Here is a 19,614-nt window from a genome sequence, read left to right as displayed (position 1 = left end):
TCGCCGTCCAGTCTCTCGACCTTTCAGCCTCTCAGCCCGACAGTCGTAGTCGGCCCGAGCGGAAGCCGAAGCTTTCCGCCGAAGTCGGCTACTCCGGTCGAACTCCCTCGCTCGTCCCGTAGGCACTTTCAGTTTAGCGCGGTCCATAGCATACGTAACCCCCCCAAACAAGATTTTTCTCGCATTCCTCGCGCCCGAAGCTCACGGCCACGCAGTCGCCGCGTACGGGCGCAGCAGCAGGTGGTGCCGGAGTGAACCGTGACGGCCGGGCTCGCTACGTGCGGCCAGGGTGGGCAGCCGGTGCCGAGGCCGGAATGCGGGTTTTCCCCCGCCCGGGGCGGCCTGCCGCCGACGTGGACCGGCACCGCTTCCTGCTGTCGTTCACCGTGTCGCGGGCCGGTCGCCGTGCGCCATCGCGACCCGCGTCCTCCCCTCTGCGTCACTACGTCACTCGTTGTGGAGTACCTCCGCGATCGTGAGCCTGGCCGCCCTGCGGGACGGGATGAAGGCGCCCAGGCCGGTGATCGTGAGGCCAGCGAAGGCCAGGGCGGTGAGGGAGAGGGGCTGCCAGACATCCGTCATGTACGCGGGGAGGGCGAGGTCCACCGCGTCGGCCATCTCCGGGACGATCAAGTGGTGGCCGACGATGCCCAGGGGGATGCCGAGCAGTCCGCCGACCACGCCCAGGGCCGCCATCGAGGACACCATCATCACCGTCACCTGGCGCGGCGTCATGCCTATGGACTTGAGCATGCCCAGGTCGCGGCGGCGCTCGCGGGTGTTGAGGACGACCGTGTTGAAGACGCCGAGGGACGCGACCGCGGCCAGCATCAGCGTGAGGACCGATGCCGAGCCGACGATGGTCTGGGTGACGGCGTTCGGGCCGTTCGCCGTCGGGTTGAGGCCGGGGTCGGCGGCCCGGGCCGCGGCCATGTAGGCGTCCGTGTCCGTGCCTTGAGCGAGCTTGACGTGATAGGCGATAGCCTCCTCTTGCGGCGCCAAGGCCGTCATCGTCGCCCAACTCGCGTATATGTTGCGGGAGTTGCCGCCGAAGGCCTCGCCGACGACCGTGACGCGTTCCCGACGGTCGCCCTTCTCCAGAAGAATGCGGTCACCGACCTCCAGGCCGCGCTCGCGCAGGAACGGAGTCGGAGCGACGATCTCGTCCGTGTCGCGCATCCACCGTCCCTCGACGAGTACGTCGCCCATGGCGGGCCGGTCTCCCCGCCGTCCCTCGACGTCCGCCCCTCGCGGGTACCCGGCGACGCGCGCCTCGGCGTACCCCCGGGCGGTCACCTCGGTGGCGCCGGGAAGGGAGCGCAGGAGCGAGTGGAGGTCCAGGTCGCCGCGCTCCGGGTCGATCTCTCTGCCGTCCTTGAAGTTCCCGAGGTACACCACGACTTGGTAGTCGCCTTCGCCCACGCTCCCGAACCGGGTCATCGTCGTGGCCAGGCCCGTCGCGAACGTCACGGTGGTCACCCCGAGAACGACGGCCGCGAGCGTGAGCGCGCTGCGGCCCGGGCGGGCGAACGGCAGCCCAAGGCCCAGGCTGACCGACCGCGGCAGCCCGCTGCTCGCCAGTCGGCGCTGGATCCGCAGCGCGCGCCCGGTGCGCTGCGCGCTGCCCGCGCTGATCGCCCGGGCCGCGGACATCCGGTGCGCGCGCAGCGCGGGGACGAGCGCGGCGAGAACGACGACGGACGGCAGACCCAGCAGAGCGATGGCGTTCACCCAGGCCGGGACGCCACCGACGCTGTCGCGCATCACTCCCGCGTCGGGCCCCGTGAAGGCGAACTCCAGCAGAGGCCGGGCCAGGGCATTGCCAATGACGGTGCCGAGTACGCAGCCGACGACAGCCGGAACGGACACCATCGCCAGGTAGACGGCGACCACTTGACCGGGCGTGAAGCCGATGGCCTTGAGGATCCCGATGTGCCGGAAACCCGAAATGACCGCGCCGCTCACCACGTTGGCGACGATCAGCACCGCCACCACGATCCCCAGGACGCCGAAGGCCATGAGGTACGGGGCGTAGGCGCGGGCCGAACTGCCGATCTGGTGCTTGACGGTGAGGTATGACTGCGCGGCCGTCAGCGAGTCCGGCGGCAGGCCGGCGGTGACGGCGGACAAGCCCGAGCGGATCCCGCCCTCCGTCGAGGAGTCCTCGAACCGGAAGAGCATCTGCGTGGCGGTCGGACGCAGAGCCGCGATCTGACCGGGCGCGACCCAGGCGTCGGCAGACCGGCTCAGGGTGAACGCGTATCCGACGACGGTGAGGCTCGGGCCGCCGGGTACCTCGATCTTCTTGCCCAGCTGGTCCGTTCCCCAGCCCAGGTCCCTGTTCAGCACGATCTCGCCAGGCCGGGTGGCCCAGCGGCCGACCCAGAGATCCAGCCGGTCCACTGGACCACCCGGCCCCGCACGGCCGACGACCGTGACGCCGGTGCCCAGCCCGAACGACGAGGCAGTCTTCCGGGGCAGCTCCAGCACGGCCTGCCGGAAGGGACCCGCGGCGGCGTCGACGCCCGGCTGCCGGGCCGTACGCGCGAGTTGGGCGTCCGAGGCCTTGTCGGGATCGAAGGTGGCGACGGCGTGGGCGCCGCGCTGCTTGCCGAAGGCGCGGTCGAAGGGGGCGGAGGCGGCGTCCACCAGGCCCAGCGCGACGACGATCGTCCCCGTGGACATCAGGACGACCAGACCGATGACGAACGTCTGCAGCCTGCGACGGCGTACGGCCCCACGTGCGGCCCGCCACACGGCGCTCACGCGGTCCGTCCCAGGGGCTTCGCGTCGTGTGCAGGAGTCTTTTCGTCGTTCTCATCCAGGGTGTGCTCCCCGACCACGCGGCCATCCGCCAGCTCGACCAGCCGACTCGCGCAGCGTTGCGCGAGGCGTTCGTCGTGCGTGACCAACAGCAGTGTCTGGCCTATCTGGTTGAGGTCGAGCAGCAGATCCATCACCTGCTCGCCGGCCCGGCTGTCCAACGCGCCGGTCGGCTCATCGGCCAGCAGCAGGGCGGGCCGGTTCATCAGGGCGCGGGCGACGCCGACGCGCTGGCGTTCGCCGCCGCTGAGTACCGCGGGATACGCGTTCTTCCGGTCGGCGATGCCGAGTTCGTCGAACAGTTCCAGTGCGCGCATGCGGGCCTGCGCGGCCGGGGTTCCGGTCAGCTGGGCGGCCAGCGCGACGTTGTCGAGGGCCGACAGGTCGTCGATGAGGTTGAAGAACTGGAAGATCATACCGATCCGGCGGCGCCGGTACAGTGCCAGCGCCTTCTCGCCGAGCGTCCCCACATCCTCGCCGTGCACGAGGACCGTCCCGGACGTCGGGCGGTCGAGCCCCGCGATCATGTTGAGCAGCGTGGACTTGCCGCAGCCCGACGGCCCCATCACCGCGACCGCCTCCCCGGCCCGGATCTCCAGCGATACGCCGTCCAGCGCCGCCGTCTCGCCGTACTCCTTGCGAACGCCGTCCAGCCGTACGACGACCTCTCCCGTACCCGTGCTCTCTCCTGTGACCATGAACAGGACGGTAAGGCGGCGGGCCCGCCCGGACATCCGTCCCCGGATGGCAAACCCCGGCCTCTTTCGGCTCGTCTCGTCCCAGGGATGCAGGCGCCTGCATCCGGAGGATGATGCGCATCGCGGGCCGCTCTGCGAAGGTGAGCGTGTGTGGTCGTCGGGGGTGGGCCGGCTTGTCGCGGCGCTGGTGGTGGCGTGTGCCGCCGCCGCGTGGCTGGGTGTGGCGTTCCTGCGGGCGCGGCGCCGGTACCGCAGAGCCGTGGAGGAACAGGGCTGGTTGCTCGAGCGGGAGCGGCAGAGCGCGGCCCGCGGTGCCGTACGGTCCGAACGGGACCGTATCGCCCGCGAGTTGCACGACATCGTCAGTCACAACGTCAGCCTCATGGTGGTGCAGGCCGGGGCCGCCCGCGACGTACTGAAGACCATGCCCGACGAGGCCGAGGCGGCGATCAGGGCCGTCGAGGACGCGGGCCGCTCCACGATGACCGAACTGCGGCACCTGCTGGGCGTGTTGGCACCGTCGCAGAGCGGCGAGGACGAGGAGAGCGGCGACGGGGTGCGCGACGACGAGGGCGGCTGGGACGGCGGGGACGGTGACGTCGTGGCGGTCGGCCCGGGCCTGGCGCCCCAGCCCGGCCTGAGCGCGCTGAGCCGGCTGGTCGACCGGATCGCCTTCGCCGGGCTCCCCGTAGAGGTACGCATCTCCGGCGAGCCCCGCCCCCTGCCCACCGGGATCGACGTCACCGCGTACCGAATCGTCCAGGAAGCCCTGACGAACGCCCTCAAACACGGCGACGGCGGAGAGGCCGAAGTAACCGTACGCTACGCCGACCACTCCCTCCGGGTGGAGGTATTGAACAGTGGACCCAGTGTGCTGACTGGGGCACGGCCGGGTGAGAAGACCGGACGTTCGGGCGCCGGTGGCACGGACAGGCGGATCGGCAAAGCGGGCGTCGGCGGGTCCGCGCCTCCGCGGACCGGGTCGGTCGGGCGTGGGGATGGTACGGGGCGAGGGCTGTTGGGGCTGCGTGAGCGGGTCGCGGTGTACGGGGGCGAGTTGGATGCGCGACGGCGCCTCGGCGGAGGCTACCGCGTGCGGGCGCGTATCCCGCTGGACCGCCCATGAGCGCCGTCGAGCGTGCCCCGCGCGTCCTCGTCGCCGACGATCAGACCCTGATTCGTACGGGATTCCGGCTCATCCTGACGACCCGTGGCATCGAAGTCGTCGGCGAGGCGGCCGACGGAGCGGAGGCGGTGGCGGCGGCGCGCGAATTGCGGCCGGACGTCGTTCTCATGGACATCCGGATGCCCAACATGGACGGCCTGGAGGCGGCTTGGCTCATCCTGCAACAGGCCCCGGAATGCCGGGTGTTGATGCTCACCACCTTCGACCTCGACCGTTACGTGTACGAGGCCCTGGCCCTGGGCGCGAGCGGCTTCCTGCTGAAGGACGTCACCCCCGAGCACCTCGCCGCCGCCGTACGCCTCGTCAACACGGGCGATGCCCTGCTCGCCCCTTCGATCACGCGGCGCCTCGTCGAGCGTTTTGCCGGAGGCGAACGTGGGCGCGGTGCCGGAGGCGAACGTGGGCGCAGTGCCGACGGCAACGATGAGTGCCGAAGCACCGAACCGGCGCCCCCGCACCGCGACCTCGCCGCCCTGACTCCCAGGGAGCTCGAAGTCCTCACCCTCCTGGGCCGCGGTCTCTCCAACGCCGAACTGGCCGCCGAGCTGACCCTCAGCGAAGCCACCGTGAAATCCCACGTCGCTCGCATCTTCGCCAAGCTCGCCCTCCGCGACCGTGCCCAGGCCGTCGTCCTCGCCTATGAAACCGGGCTCGTGTCCCCGGGCGCTTGACAGGCACTTAGCATGACCGGATACCACTCGACTTGTTCGCCGGAATGTACGTCCGCGACTACGAAGCCGCGAAAGACTGGTACGCGCGGCTGTTGGGGGAGCCGACCTACATCGCATCCGACACGGAAGCCGTCTGGGAACTCGCCGAGCGCCGTTTTGTGGCCATCGAGCAGAACGTCGAGCACGCCGGTCACGGCATCCAGACGATCTTCGTCGAGGATTTCGACGCCCGCGTCGCGCAGATCGCCGAGCGCGGGCTCGAGCCCGTGAAGCGGGAGACCTACCGAGTTCATCGGTGGTGCTCCGCCGTTCACGGCGGAGGTGAAGCCGATCCGGTCGTAGCGGAGCGCCGCAGCGTCTGGTGATGTCCTGGACCGGCGCGGAGCGTCGGGGCGGCATTCCGGCGGAGCCGGAGTGAGCGTGGTCAGGTCGGGCGTTGCTGCTGCCGGATGTACTGCTTGACGACGGTGAGGGGTGCTCCGCCGCAGGAGGCGGCGAAGTAGGAGCCGGACCAGAAGCGACCGCCCCACAGATAGCGGCGCACATGGGGTTCGAACTCCTGGCGCAGGCGGCGTGAGGAGACTCCCTTGAGGGAGTTCACCAGCTTCGACAGGGCGACCTTGGGCGGATAGTGCACCAGGAGATGGACATGGTCGTGTTCGCCGTTGAACTCATGCAGTTCGGCCTCGAAGTCCGCGCAGACTTCCCGCATGATCTCCTCGCGCCGGTCCAGCATCGCCTCCGTGAACACTCCACGACGGTATTTGGTCACAAACACCAAGTGGACATGGAGGTTGCAGACCACATGACGACCGGTTCTGACCTCTGTGTTCGGCTTCCAGCGAGGTGACGTAAACCACCGCTAGCGTCGACGCCCATGGGGCAACAGGACAGTCGGCAAGGGCTGGTGAAGCGGCAGTTCGGGCATCGTGCCCGGCTGGCGCTCGACCCTGCCCAGGTGACGGTCCTGGACGCACAAGGGCATGCGGCGCGCACCACCTGGAACCTGCTGCACGACTGGTGGAGGATGCTCCCGAAGGCCAAGCGGACCCTGGCGGCGGCCGACACGGTCATCCGCCAGGGCCGCAGGGAGCTGGACTGGCTCGGCGTGCTGCCCGCGCAGGCCGCCCAGGCGGTGCTGAAAACCTACTTCCAGGCGTGGAAGAACTGCTGGGAGGGCCGGGCCCGGGCACCAGAGTTCAAGGCCCGCTTCCGCACGAGGATGAGCATCGACATCCCGCAGGGCCGCGACCTGCACGTGGTGCGGGTGCACCGCCGGTGGGGCATGGTCAGCATCCCCAGGCTCGGCCGGGTCCGCTTCCGCTGGACCAAAGACCTCCCCGTCGGCAAGCACGCGGACAACGGCAACAAGATCAGCGGGGCGCGGCTGGTCAAGGACGCCCTGGGCTGGCACATCGCCTTCCGCGTCACCACCCTGGCCCCCGCCCCGGCCCGCATCTGGGCCCGGAGGTCGGCATCGACGCCGGGATCACCGTCCCGCTGGCCCTGTCCGACGGCGAAACCGCCGAACACGGCCCCTGGCTCAGCAAGAAGGAAGAAGCCCGCCTGCTCCACTGTGAGCAGCGAGCGGCCCGCCGCAAGAGCCACCGCAAGAAGGGCGAGCGCACCAGCCACCGCCTGAGCAAGACCTACGACCGGATCGCTCGTATCCGCGCGACAGCCAAGCGCCGACGCGAGGACTGGCAGCACAAAACCACCACCGCCATCGCCGACACGTACGGCACGGTGGTCGTCGAAGCACTGCACATCACGAACATGACCAAGTCCGCAAAGGGCACCGCCGAGCAGCCGGGCAGGCAGGTCGCGCAGAAGGCCGGACTCAACCGGGCCATCCTCGGCGAAGCCTGGGGACGGACCGTGCACCTTTTGGCCTACAAGCTCGCCCGCCGGGGCGGACTCCTGGCCGAGGTCCCCGCCCCGGGCACCTCCCGGGAATGCGCCCAGTGCCACACGGTGACCTTGGGCAGCCGGAGGAACCAGGCCGAGTTCGTGTGCAACAACCCCGCGTGCGGCTGGGAAGGCAACGCCGACACCAACGCCGCCCGCACCGTGCTTCACCGATACCGGACGGGCCACGCGCTCGTCCCGGCTGCCGGGAGGGCAGTCGTCAGGCGCGCTTCGCACGGCGTCAAACCCGCCACCGCAAGGTAGGCAGGAATCTCCCGGATTCATCCGGGAGAGAGCTTCAATCCAACGGCGTGCGCAAGGCGCTGTACCGCGACCCGACGGCAACGAGATCGGCTTCGGGGGGAGCCCCGGCTTAGAACTCCCATCCTGTTCGTGCTGCGCACCGGGATCCCCTGGGAAAAGGCGACTGCACGCTCTGCCGAGCGAGGGCCGACTAGCTCTCCCGCGCCCACGGCCGCAGCTTCTCCGGGTTGCGGACCGCCCAGATCCGGGTGACACGCCCGTCGGAGACGTCGAACGAGGCTACGGTCATGACGACGCCGGCACGCTGGGCCACCAGGCCCGGCACACCGTTGACCGACCGCTCCAGGAGTTCGAGCCCCGGAGCCTTGTCGGCAATGGCGACCATGTACTGGGCGATGCGCGCGCCGCCCTCGACCGGGCGAAGGACGGTGCCGACCATGCCGCCGCCGTCGGCGGTCATCACGGCGGCCGGGTTGAGGAGACCGACGAGGGCTGCGATGTCCTTGGTCTCCCAGGCCTCTTTGACATGCCTCACCACGTCGGCCTGGCCGGTCGCCGTCACCGGAGCACGCGCGACGCTCACCCGCCGCCGGGCGGAGGCCGCCAGCTGCTTGCAGGCCGCAGGGGTCCGGCCGAGAACGTCGGCGATCTCGGCGAAGGGGTACCGGAAGACGTCATGCAGGACGAACGCCACCCGCTCGGCGGGCGTCATCGACTCCAGGACGACGAGGAAGGCCATGGCCACCGACTCGTCCAGAACGATCTGGTCGGCGGGGTCTGCAGGGCCGGTGGGGTCGGCGCCGCCCGCGTGGTCCCACTCGGTGCGGTCGGGCAGCGGCTCGGGCAGCCACGCGCCGACATAGCGTTCACGGCGAGCCCGCGCCGAGCCGAGCAGGTCCAGGCAGATGCGGCCGGTCACCGTCGTGAGCCAGGCGCCGGGGGACAGGATCTCCTCCTGCCGGCTTCGTGGCAGCCCGTACCAGCGTGCGTAGGCATCCTGTACGGCGTCCTCGGCCTCGGTTACCGAGCCGAGCAACCGGTAAGCGACATTGATCAGTTGGCGTCGCTCGCCGGCTATCTCATCTGCGCTGGTCCCGACAGTGCCCATGCTTCCGGCCGCCCCCCTCGCCTTACCTTTCGCAGGCCCGCGTCGTCGGGCTGGTGAGACCTTATCGATCTACTGCCCGAGGGCGGGAAAAGGGGACTGTGACATGGCCACTCAGGTGACGGCGACGGCGAACGCACAGCGCGGCTCCTCGTTCCTGCAGATCGCGATCGCCCTGCAGACCCTGACCATCTTCCTTCAGGCGGCCTCCGCCGGACTGCTGCTGACCTCGTCCTACGGAGAGATCCTGCACAGTGTCGGAGCCCGTGTGATGTACGGGGCGTCGATGCTGTACGTGCTCGCGGCGGTGCTGGCGTGGAAGCCGGGCGGCGGCTCGCCCCGGCCTGTCTGGCACGCGTCAGGTTTCCTCGTACTCGCCTCGGTCCAGGTCGTGCTCGGCATCGCGCACGTCCCGTCGGTCCATCTTCCCCTGGGTGTCCTGATGTTCGGTCTGAGTGTGCTGGCGCTGGCCCGGCGCTAAGGTCCGATACGGGGCCCGCCGGGATCAACTAGGCCGCTTCTGAATCATCTGATCGTTGGTCTGGGACTCCGTGTGCCGTCAGCCGCGACGGGGTCCGGGCTCCCCTCGTCATCCCGCACAAGCCAGACGACTCCGCTCTAGCGGACGTCTCGGAAGAATGCTGCGGCTTGCGAACCACTCTGACGCATGACCACATGAGCCCAGCGTTCCGCACCACTCATTTCGTCAGGAGTTCTTAGCCGCTGCCGCGGGCCTACGCCGTTGCCTGTCCGGCCAGTTGGTCGAGGCGGTCACGGTGGGACGAGGGCAGCTGGAGGTGTTCCGCCGCGAGGTTCTCCTCCAGGTGGTCGATCCGGGCGGTGCCAGGGATCGGCAGGATGACCGGCGAGTGGCCGAGCAGCCACGCGAGCGTCACTTGCGTAGGGCTGGCGTCGAGCTCGGTCGCCACGGCGGCGATCTCGGCCCTCTCGCCCGACGTACCCCACGCGACAGGCCGCCAGGGCAGGAACGCAATCCCCGCCGCCTCGCAGGCCGCGAGTACGGGCTCGTGCTCACGGTCGAGGACGTTGTAGCGGTTCTGCACGCTCACGACGTCGATGATCTCCCGTGCCCGTTCGAGTTCGGCGACGGTGACCTCGGACAGTCCGATGCGGCCGATCTTGCCCTCGGTCTGGAGTTCCCGCAGCGTGCCGAGCTGGTCGGCCAGGGGCGTCTCCGGGTCGATGCGGTGCAGCTGGAGCAGTTCGAGCCGCTCGACGCGCAGCCGACGGAGGGCCTCGTCGACCTGAGCGCGCAGCACGGAGGGCCTCGCGTCGAGCCCCCACTCACCCGTCTCGGCGGATCGCGCGACGCCCACCTTGGTGGTGATGAGCAGCCCCTCCGGGTAGGGGTGCAGGGCCTCGGCGAGGAGCTCTTCGTTGGCGCCTCCGCCGTAGAGATGGGCCGTGTCGATCAGTGTGACGCCCAGCTCGACGACCCGCCGGGCGACCGCGATGGACGCTTCACGGTCCGGGGCGGGCTTGGTCGGCAACTGCATGGCCCCGAACCCGAGCCGCCGTACGTCCAGATCCCCGCCGATGCGAAACGTGGTCGATGTCAACTGCTGTCTCCGCCCCCTCATTCAAGAGGCAACGCTAACAGCGCAGTTGGCATGCATGGCTGGCTCAATGCGATTCACGGCTCACCGCCGACCCCGAAGAACCGGTCAGGAAGTCGAGGTCGGCGCCGGTGTCCGCCTGGGTCACATGGTCCACGTACAGGCGCTCCCAGCCCCGTCCGGGGTTCGCGAACCCGTCCAGGGTCGTCTTGTTGGGCGTACGCAGCGCCAGTTCGGTGTCGTCGGCCTCGAGGGTGAGCGTGCGCGAAGGAACGTCGAGAGTGATCCAGTCGCCGTCGCGCACGAGCGCCAGTGGACCGTCGGCGGCGGCCTCCGGGGCGACGTGGAGGACGACCGTTCCGTACGCCGTGCCGCTCATTCGGCCGTCGCAGATCCGCACCATGTCCCGTACGCCGCGCTCCAGCAGCTTCCGCGGCAGGGGCATGTTCGACACCTCGGGCATGCCCGGGTAGCCCTTGGGACCGCAGCCGCGCAGCACGAGCACGGAATCCGCGTCGACCGGCAGATCCGGGTCGTCGACGCGGGCGTGGAAGTCCTCGATGTGGTCGAACACGACCGCCCGGCCCCGGTGTTGGAGTAGTCCGGGCGAGGCGGCGGCGGGCTTGATGATGGCTCCGCTCGGGGCGAGGTTGCCGCGCAGCACGGCGATGCCCGCGTCCGGTTGCAGCGGCGTCTCGCGCGGGCGGATCACTTCCCGGTCCCAACTCTCCGCGTCGTCAAGGAAGTCGACGAGGGGCCGTCCGGTGACGGTGGTCGCCGTGGGGTCGAGCAGGTCACGGACTTCGCGGAGCACCGCGAGGAGTCCGCCCGCGCGGTGGAAGTCGTCCATGAGGTGCGTGCCCGCCGGCAACAGGTCGACCAGGAGCGGGACATGGGATCCGATCCGGTCGAAGTCGTCCAGGCTCAGCGGTACGCCGAGCCGGCCGGCGATGGCCAGCAGATGTACGACGGCATTGGTGGACCCGCCGGTGGCCGCGAGCGCGACGATCGCGTTGTGGAAGGAGGCGGCGGTCATGACGTCGGCGGGCGTGCGCTGCTCGGCCACCAGTTCGACGGCCAACTGGCCCGTCTCATGGGCGGCTTCGAGTAAACGGCTGTCGGGTGCGGGCGTTCCGGCCAGTCCGGGCAGCGTCATGCCGAGCGCCTCCGCGACGACGGCCATCGTCGATGCCGTACCCATCGTGTTGCAGTGCCCCCGGCTGCGGATCATGGACGACTCGGAGCGGGTGAAGTCCTCCTCGGACAGCGTCCCCGCGCGGACCTCCTCGCTCAGCCGCCAGACATCCGTCCCACAGCCGAGCGGCTTGCCGCGGAATGTGCCGGTGAGCATCGGGCCGCCGGGTACCACGACTGCGGGCAGGCCCACGGAGGCGGCGGCCATGAGCAGGGCGGGGATCGTCTTGTCGCAGCCTCCGAGGAGTACGACGCCGTCGATCGGGTTGGCGCGGAACATCTCCTCCGCCGCCATCGCGGCCATGTTCCGCCAGAGCATGGCGGTGGGCCGCATCTGGGTCTCGCCGAGCGAGACCACGGGCAACTCCAGCGGAATGCCGCCGGATTCGTGCACTCCGTCCCGTACGGACTTGGCGACCTCACCGAGATGGGCGTTGCAGGGGGTCAGATCCGACGCGGTGTTCGCGATGGCGATGTGCGGCCGGCCGGAGAAGGCGTCCCGGGGAAGGCCGCGCCGCATCCATGCACGGTGGATGTAGGCGTTGCGGTCCGTCCCCCCGTACCACTGTGCGCTGCGCAGTTCAGGCGGCATTCGTCGTCCCTCCGGCGCGCTTGCGGGCGTTGGGCTGGAGCGGTTCACGCTAGCTCAGTGCAAGGGGCACTGAACAGCGTCAGCGTGTGGCCGCATGCCGCGTTCGGCGTCAACACCGGCACCACACCCCCGGCGGAGCATGAGCAACTGCGCAGGACGAGCTGACCCTCTGGCACCCGCCGACCGGATACGGCACCATGACGGGCCGTACCGCCGAGGATCACAGCGTTGTCGTACCCGATCGCCAACTGTGCGGCCGTGTACCGGAATTGACCGGTATGCGGCCGCACCCTCGTGTAGCGGAAAGGACCCCCATGCTCCGGAACCGTCGCCCCCTGCTCGCCGCCACCGCCGCGGGCGCGGCGCTGGCCACCGTCCTCGTCGCACCATCGCCCGCCCCCGCCGCGGAGGTGCCGGGCGTCGGCGCCTACTACGTACAGAGCGCGACCACAGGACTGAACGCGGCCGACAGTGGGGGAGCGGTCGTCCAGCGCAACCCCAGGGGCAACGAGGACCGCCAGCAGTGGACGCTCCGGCCGAGCGGCGCCTCGTACGTGCTGGAGAGCACCGACACAGCGGGCAGTTGTCTGGGCCGCTCCGGGGACCAGGCCAGAACCGTGGCCTGCGCGAGCGCCGACGCCGCGTGGGAGGTGAGACCGAACGGCGCCGACCAGTACGCCCTCAAAGTCCCCGGCGCCGAGCGCTACTTGACCGTCGGCGCCAAGCCCTCCGGGGCCAACTACCCCGCCCAGCTGGCCGTGGGCCCGGCGGGCGGCCTGGCCAACTGGTACCTCACGCCGGTGACGTCACCGACCGCTCCGATGCCGTCGCCGGAACAACGCACCCTGGACCAGGTCACGTTCCTCACGTCCCACAACGCGTACGCGAACGGCGTCGATGGCGGCTTCGCCCCGCCCTTCGTGAACCTCGTGCCGAACCAGACCCGGGGCATCGACCAGCAACTGACCGACGGCGTACGCGGGTTCATGATGGACGTCCACCAGACGCCGGACGGCGCGATCCTGTGCCACAACAGCTGCACGCTCGTCAGCAGCCCGGTCGCGCTGTGGGTCGACCTCCAGCGCATGGTGGACTTCCTGAAGCAGAACCCGAGCCAGTTCATCACCGTATTCCTCGAGGACTACGTTGATCCGGGCGTCCTGCGCGGTGAACTGGCCCGGGTGAACGGCCTGTCCGATGTCCTCTACCGCCCTGATCAGACCGGCGTGCGTACGGGCGGCTGGCCGCGGATGGCGGACCTGATCGCCGCCAACGACCGCCTGCTCATCTTCAGCGACCACAGCCGCTCCGCCGACCAGGCGGCGGGGCTCACCCGTGACAGCTTCGGCGTGATGTACCAGCGGGAGTGGACGGTCGAGAACTACTGGTCCATGGGATCCGGCGTCGGCAGCTCCGACTGGTCCTGCTTCAGCCGCTGGTACGACGCCGGCACGAACATCCCGCTGACCCGCACCGAGCCGCCCTTCCGCCCGCTCTTCGTGATGAACCACTTCCGCGACGTCGCGATCGCGGGAACGGCCACCACCGACAACACCAAACTCACCGACCGCGCCCAGCGCTTCTGCCAGCCGGCCGCCCGCAAGAAGCCCAACTTCCTTGCGGTGGACCGCTATGACCTCGGCTCGCCGTCGTCGGCGGTGGCCACCTTGAACACGTACACCTACTGAGGGAAATCAGCCCAGTTGCGCGCGCAGGAACTCGACGGTGCTGCCCCAGGCCAGGGCCGAGGACTCGGGGTCGTGGACCTCGGGGCGGCCGTCGTTGAAGAAGGCGTGATCTGCGGGGTAGAGGCGGAAGTCCGGGGTGATGCCGGACTGCCGGTGGATCGTCTCGCGGAGGGTGTCGAGGCTGTCGGCCGGGATGGCGGCGTCGCGTTCGCCGTAGTGGCCGAGGACCTCGGCCTTGAGGCCCGAGAAGTCGGGCAACTCGCCCCGGATGACGCCGTAGAAGGGAACCGCCGCGCGCACGCGCGGGTCGACGGCGGCCTGGTAGAGGACGAAGCCGCCGCCCATGCAGAAGCCGACCGAGCCGACGGAGTCCGAGGTGACCTCGTCGAGCGCCAGCAGGTGGTCGACGGCGCCGGAGAGCAGCTCGACACCGCGGGAGACCGGCAGGTCCTGCATCATGCGCAGCGCTTCGCCGCTGTCGTGCGCGACATTCCCGCCGTACAGGTCGGGAGCGAGTGCCACGAAACCCTCCGCCGCCAGCCGGTCGGTGACATTCGCTATGTGGTCGGTCAGTCCCCACCACTCCTGGATGACGATCACGCCGGGGCCCTGCCCGGACGGGGGCAGTGCCAGATAGCCGTGCGCGGTGGTTCCGGCACTGGGGAAGGTCACGTTCTGATGGGCGGGGGCCCCGGTCGACCTGGGCGTCTCGGACATGGCGCGTCACTCCTGTCACTCGATCTTGCCTCCAGCATGCAGGAGGCGTACGAAGCGACAGCAGGCGGCCCCTGCCCGGACGGGCTCAGGCCTCCGGAGTCGTGGCCTCCGCTTCGAGCAGTTCCATCAGCGCCCGCGCCGCCGGACTGGTCGCGTCCGGCGGCGGCAGCATGGCGACCGTCTCGTACGACGTCTCGGCGACGTCCTTCAGGGGGAGTGCGGTGAGGGCCGACGCCTCGCGCTTGTGGCCGAAGTGGCGTGGTACGACGGCGATGCCGAGGTTCTCCTGGACGAGATCGAGGAGGCTGTGTACGTCGTTGACCTCGAGGGCGACCGTGCGGTGCACGCCCGCCGCCGCGAAGACCGAGTCCGTGGTGCGCCGGGGGCCCCAGTCGGGGTGGAAATCGACGAAGTCCTCGCCGCCGAGATCCTCCGGGGTGACCGCGCCGCCTTCCGCCAGGCGATGCGCCGGGTGACACAGCACGGTCATCGGCTCACTGGCCAGGGGCAGACAGCGGAGCTGGTCGGTGTCGGCGCGCGTCGTCACCGCGAAGGCCAGGTCGAGGCGGCCGGCCGCGACTTCCTCGGCCAGCGCGCCGGAACCCGCCTGCCTCAGCCGGATCTCGACATCGGGGTGGCGCCGCCGGAACGCGGCGAGGAGCGGAGCCACACATACTCCGGCGATGCACTGCTCGGTGCCCACGGAGAGCGTGCCACGCAGCACGCCCTGCACCGCGGCCACGGCGTCCCGGGCCGCGCGGACCTGGGCGAGGATCCGCTCCGCCTCGGTCAGCAGGGCGCGACCGGCCTCCGTGAGCGTGACGCGGCGGGTGGTGCGGACGAACAGCGGGGCCCGCAGCTCACGCTCCAGGGCGCGGATCGAGGCGGACAGGCCCGACTGCGACACCATCAGCCGCTCCGCGGCACGGGTGAAATGCTGGTCCTCGGCGACGGCGACGAAATGCTGAAGGTGGCGCAGTTCCATGATTGAGAAGCCTATCCGCTGAATCCCATCCGATTCTCCTGTTGGACCGCTGCTCGGTGCCCGCGCGAGAGTGGAGCCGTCTCTGCCCGTTTCCCTCTTTCCCGGCCCTCTGGAGTACGCGTGTACACCGCACACCCCGACCGCTACACCGACATGCCCTACCGGCGCACCGGACGCAGCGGCCTGAAGCTGCCCGCGCTGTCGCTCGGCCTGTGGCACAACTTCGGCCCGGACCGGCCGGTGGACACCCAGCGGCAGATCCTGCGCCGCGCCTTCGACCTGGGCGTCACCCACTTCGACCTGGCCAACAACTACGGGCCGCCGCCCGGCGCCGCGGAGTCGGCCCTCGGCGAGGCGCTGACGGCGGACTTCGCGCCGTACCGCGACGAGCTGGTCATCTCCACGAAGGCCGGATACCTGATGTGGCCGGGCCCGTACGGGGAGTGGGGCTCGCGCAAGTATCTGCTGTCCTCGCTCGACCAGAGCCTGGCCCGTATGGGTCTGGACTACGTGGACATCTTCTACTCCCACCGCCCCGACCCGGACACTCCCCTGGAGGAGACGATGGGGGCGCTGCACTCGGCGGTCGTCCAGGGCAAGGCGCTGTACGTCGGCGTGTCCAACTACTCGCCGGAGCAGACACGCGAAGCCGCCCGCATCCTGGGCGAGTTGGGGACGCCGCTGCTGATCCACCAGCCGCGCTACTCGATGCTCGACCGGCGTCCCGAGGACGGGCTGCTGGACGCGCTCGACGAGCTTGAGGTGGGCTCCATCGTCTTCTCGCCGCTGGAGCAGGGCCTGCTCACCGGCCGCTACCTCGACGGGATCCCGGAGGACTCGCGGGCCGCGAGCGACAGCCCGTTCCTGAGCGCCGACACGGTCACCGAGGACCTCGTCCAGCAGTTGCGCGCCCTCGACGACATCGCCAAGTCACGCGGTCAGACCCTGGCCCAGATGGCGCTGGCCTGGGTGCTGCGCGGCGGTCGGGTCACCTCCGCGCTGGTCGGCGCGAGCAGCCCTCAGCAGCTCGAGGACAGCGTGACGGCGACCCGTAACCTCGACTTCGCCCCGGACGAGCTGGCCGGAATCGACGCGATCATCAATCTGTGAGGCGCAGGCATCAGGCTCCGCAACGTTTCAGCCAATGCGGGCCGTGAATATGCCAAGAGACTGGCTGAAATGGCGTAGTGACAGGGTGTCAGGAGTGACGATACTGAAACTCTGAGTACTCGAACCCTGAGCACTCGCATCGCGAGGACCCGCATCCTGAGCACTTGCTCTTGAGCTGCTTCGGTCACAGGCCGAAGGGGCCCCATCGTGCACGACCAGCACATCGCAAGGAAAGAGAGGCCGGACCGGCGGCAGGCCGGGCAACGGGGGTTAGATCGTGCACGACGAGTTCCTTTGCCATGTCACGGCGTACGGAATATGCGGCGGGCGCCGGGTGGGCGTACCCCTGGGAAGCTATCGGGCGCCCACCCTGGCGTTAGCCATGTGGTGGTTACGGGACCGGGCTTCCTGGATCGCCGAGCGGCTCGACCCGGATCCCGAGGCCCCCTACTACCCGCCGAACTCGGTCGCACCGGTCGCGGACACCACGCCCGACGTCCCCGGCATGCTGCGCGCCTGGTGCGGCGACATGATCCAACAGGAGCTGACCGCCGACCTGTTGGCCGCCGGGCGGCTCGTCCGTATCGCCACGAGTGACGACACCACCGAGTACGAGTTGCTGGCCGAGTCGGTGGACGCGCTGCGGATGCAGCGGACGATTCCCCTGCTGACCGTCCCCGCCGCCTGACCTCGGCCCGTGCCCCGCGCCGCCCAGGCGCATATATGAACGAATCGATAGAATTCGGGCATGGGAGAGCGGTCTGTTGCGCCCGAACTCGTCCTCGAGACCGAGACGGGTTCCATGGTGATGAGCCCGAGCCGGGCCTATCACGTGGGGCGCGACCCACTGTGCGACATCGTCATCGACGACGCCCGGGTGTCCTGGCACCACGCGGTGCTGCGGCCCGAAGACGGTCATTGGAAGCTCGAGGACGAGAACAGCACGAACGGTACGTACGCCGACGGCCGCCGTGTCCAAGCGTGGGATGTCGGCCCGGGCAGCGTCCTGCGCTTCGGCAACGCCGCCGACGGGCCGCGCGCCGTACTCACCAGCAGGCCCCCGCTCGCCGCCGAGCCCGCCGGGCGCCCGTCCGCCGTCTCCCTGCCCGCCGCGACCGGCACCTTCCGGCGGCCCACGACCGTACGCTCGCTGCCCGCCCGCACCGCCGTCCGCATCGGCCGCAGCAGCGACAACGACCTGGTCGTCGACGACCTGATCGTTTCCCGACGGCACGCGGAACTGCGCGCCCACGTGGACGGTACGTACGAGATCGTCGACCTCGCCAGCCACAACGGAACGTTCCTCAACGGGCAGCCGGTGACGCGGGCCCTGATCTCCGAGGGCGACATCGTGGGGATCGGCCACTCGGCGTTCTGCCTGGTCGGCGACCAGTTGCAGGAGTACGTCGACACCGGTGAGGTCTCGCTCGACGTGCAGGATCTGACGGTCGCCGTCGACCGGGGCCGCAAGACGCTGCTGGACCAGGTGTCCTTTCCCGTCGGCGAGAAGTGCCTGCTCGCCGTCGTGGGTCCCAGCGGCGCGGGCAAGTCCACGCTGCTGAACGCGCTGACCGGGCAACGTCCCGCCGACAAGGGCACGGTGCTGTACGACGGCCGCGACCTGTACCGCGACTACGCCGAGCTGCGCCAGCGCATCGGCCTCGTACCGCAGGACGACATTCTGCACGCCCAGCTGACCGTGCGCCGGGCCCTTGGATACGCCGCCGAGCTGCGGTTCCCGCAGGACACCGCGAAGGCCGAGCGCCGGGAACGGGTCGACGAGGTGATCCGTGAGCTGGGCCTGGAGGAGCGCACGGGGCAGCCCATCCACAGCCTCTCCGGCGGCCAGCGCAAGCGCGTCAGCGTGGCACTGGAACTGCTGACCAAGCCGTCGCTGCTCTTCCTCGACGAACCGACCTCCGGCCTCGACCCCGGCATGGACCGCTCGGTGATGCACATGCTGCGCGGCCTCGCGGACGACGGGCGCACCGTCATCGTCGTCACACACAGCGTGCTCAGCCTCGACGTCTGCGATCGGCTCCTCGTGCTCGCGCCCGGCGGCAGGATCGCCTACTACGGGCCGCCGCAGGAGACCCTCGCCTTCTTCGGCTTCGCGCAGTGGCCCGAGGCGTTCGAGGCCTTCGAGCGGGACCGTGACCGGGACTGGGCGGGGGACTACCGGGCGTCGCCGTTGCAGCGGCGGTACATCACCAACTCCAGCGCGCAGCCGCACCGTCCGGGGCCCGTCCGCGCCGAGGCCGTCGGACCGCCGCCCAAGACGCAGAGCTGGGGCGCGCAGGTGCGCACGCTGGTACGCCGGTACGCGGCCGCGCTGTCCGCCGACCGGACCTTCCTCGCCATCATGATCGCGCTGCCGTTCGTGATGGGCGCGATGGCCAGGGCACTCGCCGGAAGCCGGCTCACCCAGGAGACCGCGATGAACGCGCTGCTCATCCTGTGCGTGGGCGGAGTCCTGACGGGCGCTGCCAATGCCGTACGGGAGCTGGTGAAGGAACGGGTGATCTATCAGCGTGAGCGTGCTGTCGGACTGTCCAGATCGGCGTATCTGATGTCCAAGGTGGTCGTCCTCGGCGCGATCACGGTCCTGCAGGCGGTCGTACTGACCTTGGTGGCGCTGCTGGGCGTCGATCTGAACGCGCCGGGCGGTGAGGGGGTGCTCCTGCCGCCCCTCGCCGAGGTCACGCTCGCCGTCGCGCTGCTCGCGTTCACGGCGATGACGCTCGGTCTCCTCGTGTCCGCGATGGTGCGCAAGGAGGAGGTGACGATGCCCCTGCTCGTGCTCCTCGCCATTGTGCAGGTCGTGTTCTGCGGGGCGTTGCTGAAGCTGGACGGGGTGCCGGGGGTCGAGCAGTTGGCGTGGCTGGTGCCGTCGCGGTGGGCGCTCGGTGCGATGGCGGGCACCGTGGGTCTCGCCCAGCTCGTGCCGGGGGACAAGTCCTCCGATCCGCTGTTCCGGCACGAGTCGGGTGTGTGGCTGCTCGACATGGGCATGCTCGTCGCCCTGTCGGCGGTCTTCGGCTACGTGGTGGCCCGGCTGCTCAGGCGGCACGAACCCGCGGTCATGCGGAAGTAGGC

General features: G+C 69.9%; 15 protein-coding genes and 2 pseudogenes. 9 read left to right on the top strand and 8 right to left on the bottom strand.

The features are described 5' to 3' along the window. Window positions 1–447: 447 nt before the first annotated feature. Together ACYVO6_RS18400 and ACYVO6_RS18395 are read right to left on the bottom strand one after the other, a co-directional pair. Complete coding sequence (locus tag ACYVO6_RS18400; RefSeq protein WP_461062475.1) at window positions 448–2,766, bottom strand: ABC transporter permease; 2,319 nt, start codon at window positions 2,764–2,766, stop codon at window positions 448–450. Next, window positions 2,763–3,521: an ABC transporter ATP-binding protein gene (locus tag ACYVO6_RS18395; RefSeq protein WP_461062474.1), complete on the bottom strand. Its 759-nt coding sequence runs from the start codon at window positions 3,519–3,521 to the stop codon at window positions 2,763–2,765. The genes ACYVO6_RS18400 and ACYVO6_RS18395 overlap by 4 nt, the downstream gene beginning before the upstream one ends. A 148-nt stretch (window positions 3,522–3,669) precedes the next feature. Between ACYVO6_RS18395 and ACYVO6_RS18390 the strand changes: the two genes are divergently transcribed. From ACYVO6_RS18390 to ACYVO6_RS18380, 3 genes are read left to right on the top strand one after another with little or no spacing between them, the layout of a single operon-like run. Further along, window positions 3,670–4,647: a sensor histidine kinase gene (locus ACYVO6_RS18390; RefSeq protein ID WP_461062473.1), complete on the top strand. Its 978-nt coding sequence runs from the start codon at window positions 3,670–3,672 to the stop codon at window positions 4,645–4,647. Beyond that, a complete protein-coding gene (locus ACYVO6_RS18385) occupies window positions 4,644–5,378 on the top strand; it encodes a response regulator (protein ID WP_461062472.1) in 735 nt (244 codons plus the stop codon). The genes ACYVO6_RS18390 and ACYVO6_RS18385 overlap by 4 nt, the downstream gene beginning before the upstream one ends. 44 nt (window positions 5,379–5,422) lie before the next feature. Then, complete coding sequence (locus ACYVO6_RS18380) at window positions 5,423–5,743, top strand: VOC family protein (protein WP_461062471.1); 321 nt, start codon at window positions 5,423–5,425, stop codon at window positions 5,741–5,743. Between the two features lie 59 nt (window positions 5,744–5,802). Here ACYVO6_RS18380 and tnpA read toward each other — a convergent pair. Beyond that, a pseudogene (gene tnpA, locus ACYVO6_RS18375) lies at window positions 5,803–6,204 on the bottom strand (IS200/IS605 family transposase); the annotation flags it as partial. A gap of 51 nt (window positions 6,205–6,255) precedes the next feature. Here tnpA and ACYVO6_RS18370 point away from each other — a divergent pair. Beyond that, window positions 6,256–7,550, top strand: a pseudogene (locus tag ACYVO6_RS18370) (RNA-guided endonuclease InsQ/TnpB family protein). A 190-nt stretch (window positions 7,551–7,740) separates the two neighbouring features. Here the strand turns inward: ACYVO6_RS18370 and sigJ are convergent. Next, window positions 7,741–8,658 (bottom strand): RNA polymerase sigma factor SigJ, encoded by a 918-nt coding sequence (gene sigJ, locus ACYVO6_RS18365; RefSeq protein WP_461062470.1) that lies wholly within the window; start codon window positions 8,656–8,658, stop codon window positions 7,741–7,743. 103 nt (window positions 8,659–8,761) lie between these two features. Here sigJ and ACYVO6_RS18360 point away from each other — a divergent pair, with 103 nt between their 5' ends. Then, window positions 8,762–9,136 (top strand): hypothetical protein, encoded by a 375-nt coding sequence (locus tag ACYVO6_RS18360; RefSeq protein ID WP_461062469.1) that lies wholly within the window; start codon window positions 8,762–8,764, stop codon window positions 9,134–9,136. Between the two features lie 253 nt (window positions 9,137–9,389). Here ACYVO6_RS18360 and ACYVO6_RS18355 read toward each other — a convergent pair whose 3' ends face one another. Both ACYVO6_RS18355 and ACYVO6_RS18350 read right to left on the bottom strand, forming a co-directional pair. Next, complete coding sequence (locus ACYVO6_RS18355; protein ID WP_461062468.1) at window positions 9,390–10,256, bottom strand: aldo/keto reductase; 867 nt, start codon at window positions 10,254–10,256, stop codon at window positions 9,390–9,392. Window positions 10,257–10,299: 43 nt separating this feature from the next. Then, window positions 10,300–12,018, bottom strand: a complete 1,719-nt coding sequence (locus tag ACYVO6_RS18350; protein WP_461062467.1) for an IlvD/Edd family dehydratase — start codon at window positions 12,016–12,018, stop codon at window positions 10,300–10,302. Between the two features lie 314 nt (window positions 12,019–12,332). Here ACYVO6_RS18350 and ACYVO6_RS18345 point away from each other — a divergent pair, with 314 nt between their 5' ends. Then, complete coding sequence (locus tag ACYVO6_RS18345) at window positions 12,333–13,706, top strand: phospholipase (protein WP_461062466.1); 1,374 nt, start codon at window positions 12,333–12,335, stop codon at window positions 13,704–13,706. A 6-nt stretch (window positions 13,707–13,712) separates the two neighbouring features. Here the strand turns inward: ACYVO6_RS18345 and ACYVO6_RS18340 are convergent, their stop codons facing one another. Continuing rightward, entirely contained in the window at window positions 13,713–14,423 is a 711-nt protein-coding gene (locus ACYVO6_RS18340) for a dienelactone hydrolase family protein (RefSeq protein WP_461062465.1), read from the bottom strand. Window positions 14,424–14,508: 85 nt separating this feature from the next. Further along, window positions 14,509–15,408: a LysR family transcriptional regulator gene (locus ACYVO6_RS18335; RefSeq protein WP_461062464.1), complete on the bottom strand. Its 900-nt coding sequence runs from the start codon at window positions 15,406–15,408 to the stop codon at window positions 14,509–14,511. 120 nt (window positions 15,409–15,528) lie between these two features. Between ACYVO6_RS18335 and mgrA the strand changes: the two genes are divergently transcribed. The 3 genes from mgrA to ACYVO6_RS18320 all read left to right on the top strand — a co-directional run bounded on the left by mgrA (window position 15,529) and on the right by ACYVO6_RS18320 (window position 19,612). Then, window positions 15,529–16,518 (top strand): L-glyceraldehyde 3-phosphate reductase, encoded by a 990-nt coding sequence (mgrA, locus tag ACYVO6_RS18330; RefSeq protein ID WP_461062463.1) that lies wholly within the window; start codon window positions 15,529–15,531, stop codon window positions 16,516–16,518. Between the two features lie 277 nt (window positions 16,519–16,795). Further along, window positions 16,796–17,206: a hypothetical protein gene (locus tag ACYVO6_RS18325; protein ID WP_461062462.1), complete on the top strand. Its 411-nt coding sequence runs from the start codon at window positions 16,796–16,798 to the stop codon at window positions 17,204–17,206. Between the two features lie 60 nt (window positions 17,207–17,266). Continuing rightward, a complete protein-coding gene (locus tag ACYVO6_RS18320) occupies window positions 17,267–19,612 on the top strand; it encodes an ABC transporter ATP-binding protein/permease (RefSeq protein ID WP_461062461.1) in 2,346 nt (781 codons plus the stop codon). The last annotated feature ends 2 nt before the right edge of the window (window positions 19,613–19,614 follow it).

This window comes from Streptomyces pseudoechinosporeus (assembly GCF_054783935.1).
Note: the sequence above shows the minus strand (reverse complement) of the source record. Positions and strands in the feature narration are given on the sequence as shown.

Bases quoted from the DNA above. Each gene is read 5' to 3' on its own strand.
- ACYVO6_RS18395 (WP_461062474.1), bottom strand. From the start codon at position 3,521: ATGGTCACAGGAGAGAGCACGGGTACGGGAGAGGTCGTCGTACGGCTG.
- ACYVO6_RS18385 (WP_461062472.1), top strand. From the start codon at position 4,644: ATGAGCGCCGTCGAGCGTGCCCCGCGCGTCCTCGTCGCCGACGATCAG.
- ACYVO6_RS18380 (WP_461062471.1), top strand. From the start codon at position 5,423: ATGTACGTCCGCGACTACGAAGCCGCGAAAGACTGGTACGCGCGGCTG.
- sigJ (WP_461062470.1), bottom strand. From the start codon at position 8,658: ATGGGCACTGTCGGGACCAGCGCAGATGAGATAGCCGGCGAGCGACGC.
- ACYVO6_RS18360 (WP_461062469.1), top strand. From the start codon at position 8,762: ATGGCCACTCAGGTGACGGCGACGGCGAACGCACAGCGCGGCTCCTCG.
- ACYVO6_RS18355 (WP_461062468.1), bottom strand. From the start codon at position 10,256: ATGAGGGGGCGGAGACAGCAGTTGACATCGACCACGTTTCGCATCGGC.
- ACYVO6_RS18350 (WP_461062467.1), bottom strand. From the start codon at position 12,018: ATGCCGCCTGAACTGCGCAGCGCACAGTGGTACGGGGGGACGGACCGC.
- ACYVO6_RS18345 (WP_461062466.1), top strand. From the start codon at position 12,333: ATGCTCCGGAACCGTCGCCCCCTGCTCGCCGCCACCGCCGCGGGCGCG.
- ACYVO6_RS18340 (WP_461062465.1), bottom strand. From the start codon at position 14,423: ATGTCCGAGACGCCCAGGTCGACCGGGGCCCCCGCCCATCAGAACGTG.
- ACYVO6_RS18335 (WP_461062464.1), bottom strand. From the start codon at position 15,408: ATGGAACTGCGCCACCTTCAGCATTTCGTCGCCGTCGCCGAGGACCAG.
- ACYVO6_RS18320 (WP_461062461.1), top strand. From the start codon at position 17,267: ATGGGAGAGCGGTCTGTTGCGCCCGAACTCGTCCTCGAGACCGAGACG.